Below are 2312 nucleotides of genomic sequence, written 5' to 3'. Positions count from 1 at the left end.
GTAATAGTCGTAGCATTGTCTCCTATTTCGTTAACTTTTGGGGCAGAAGGCACTTTCTTTTTAGCTGTAACACTTACATAAACAGTCGAGCTCATGTTATTTGCTTTATCTGTTGCATATAGACTGATTTTTGCTCCCGCTTTTTGTTTTCTAACCCGTACGGAAAAACCGCCTTTATCGTTAGCCGTAGCTGTTCCAATTGTTATTGTTCCTACTTTTGCTGTGACAAGAGAATTAGGCTCAGCTGTTCCTGTTAAACTCTCATCTTGATCAGTTACAGGATTCACTTTTGGAGAGACAGGTGGTGTTTTGTCTTCAACGACTATTTCACTTGTTGTACTGCTATTCCCCGCTTTATCTCGAGCTGTTACACCTATTTTTACTCCTCCTAGCTGCTTTCCTATTTTGATGGAGAAGTTGCCTTTTGCGTCTGATGTTGCACTGCCAATTACTTTGCTATCAATCTTTGCTGTAATGAAAGCATTTGGCTCGGATGTTCCTGTTATTGTTTCTCCTTGATCCGTTAACGGATTTACAAGCGGTGCTGCTGGTGCAGTCTTGTCTTGGACAATGATTTCCACAGCTTTACTCGTGTTATTAGCTGCATCTTGTACAACAATACTTAATTTTGTTCCCGCTTTTTGTTTAGGAATTTTCACACTAAACGTACCTTTGCTTGTCGCTTTACTTTTCCCCACTACTTTACTGCCTGCTTTTACATAAACCGTTGCGTTACTTTCTGTTGTTCCGGTGACAGCAGTGGAAGAATCGCTAACGGCATTTACTTTTGGAGCTGCTGGTGCGGTTTTATCCTGTACAATAACTTGAGCTTCTCCGCTCGTATTTTCGTAAGCATCTTTAGCTGTTACCGCAAGTTTGCTTCCCGCTTTTTGTTTCGCAATAGAAACTGTAAAACTACCATTTTCATTTGCTACTCCATTGCCAATTGATGTATTTCCTGCTTTTACACTAACAGATGACCCGGCTTCTGCTGTTCCAGTAACCGTAGTGTCTCGATCAGTGACTAAATTAACACTCGGTGTAGGCGGCGCTGTCTTATCATTTACCGTTACAACCGTTCGTTCACTTTGGTTTCCTGTACTGTCAATCGCTATTACGTCTAAAGAAGAAAGACTTCTTTGACGATCTATTTTCACTTGGAATGAACCTTGGCTATCGGCCGTTCCTTCATAAGTGTTTATTTCTCCTGTGACTCTAATAGTAGCCCCTGCTTCTGCTGTACCAGCAACCACTGTATCTTGATCTGTTACCGTATATACTTCAGGAGCAGATGGTGGCGTTCGATCTTGAACAGTGACTTCTGTTTGCTCACTTTCGTTGCCAGCTTCGTCTGTAGCTATAAATGTTATTTTTGTTCCTGCTTGTTGACGAGGAATATACATATAAAACCACCCACCAGATTGCGCTTGTGTAGTTTCTATTACATTCCCTTCAATTTTAGCTGTGACCGTTGCGTAATCTTCTGCAAAACCTTGCACCAGCGAGTCCTGATCTCCAATATCATAAACGGTTGGCTTGAACGGTGCAGTGACATCCCGCTCTGCTACTGTGAAATCTCCTCCGTTTAAATCTGCATTCCCAAAATTATCTCCATAATCATACAAAAAAGTCTGGTTATCAAATTTATCGGTTAACGTGACAGATACACATTCAAACTCCCCTAACCCCATATACCCATATGTAGCTAAATATAAATTTTGAAGCTTAAATTGATTACTTCCTATATTAGTACCCTCAAAAGAGACATATCCACCTTGAGGTATCTTATATTGGACACTCACACGTTTTATTTCGCTATAATCGTCATATGCATTGACAATGACATTCACTGAATCATATAAATTAACTCTTTTACTACTAGCATTAATTCCATTAAAAATTGGCCCAGCAGTATCTGGATAAGATGTGGTCTTGAAATTCCCTTCGTCTAACTCATACAACCCTCCTTCTTCTACGTCATCATACATGCTGAAACGACCATCGCTATACTCAACCCATATAGAAGAAACTTTCCAGTCCCCTTCCTTACTAAAAAAACTTCCAATTGTCCCCTCATAAACACCGTTTCCATTGTTCCCCAGAGAAATTTGCATATATCCTCCAGCAGGAACCTTATAATTAACGTATACTTGACGAATCCCACTATTTGAATCAAATTTCATCGTAATTGTTTGATAATTAGGAATTAATACCGTTTTTTCTGCCAGTGTAAAGGAGATTAAATCTTCTATTCTTCCATCTGCAATCTGTGCCTTTGCAGGCGTTGCGTAATTTCCTATAGAGAACAAGCA

The 2312-nt window shown here is 39.8% G+C and carries 1 protein-coding gene; it reads right to left on the bottom strand.

From position 1 onward, the window contains the following. A partial coding sequence (locus RB298_RS04285) for an Ig-like domain-containing protein (protein WP_486045956.1) occupies nucleotides 1-2312 on the bottom strand: 2312 nt, incomplete at both ends.

Origin of the sequence: Priestia sp. BR_2 (assembly GCF_041954005.1) — a bacterium.
GTDB classification, from domain to species: domain Bacteria; phylum Bacillota; class Bacilli; order Paenibacillales; family Paenibacillaceae; genus Paenibacillus_AQ; species Paenibacillus_AQ lautus_A.
The sequence above is the reverse complement of the archived record's forward strand: the minus strand, read 5'-3'. Positions and strand labels throughout refer to the sequence as shown.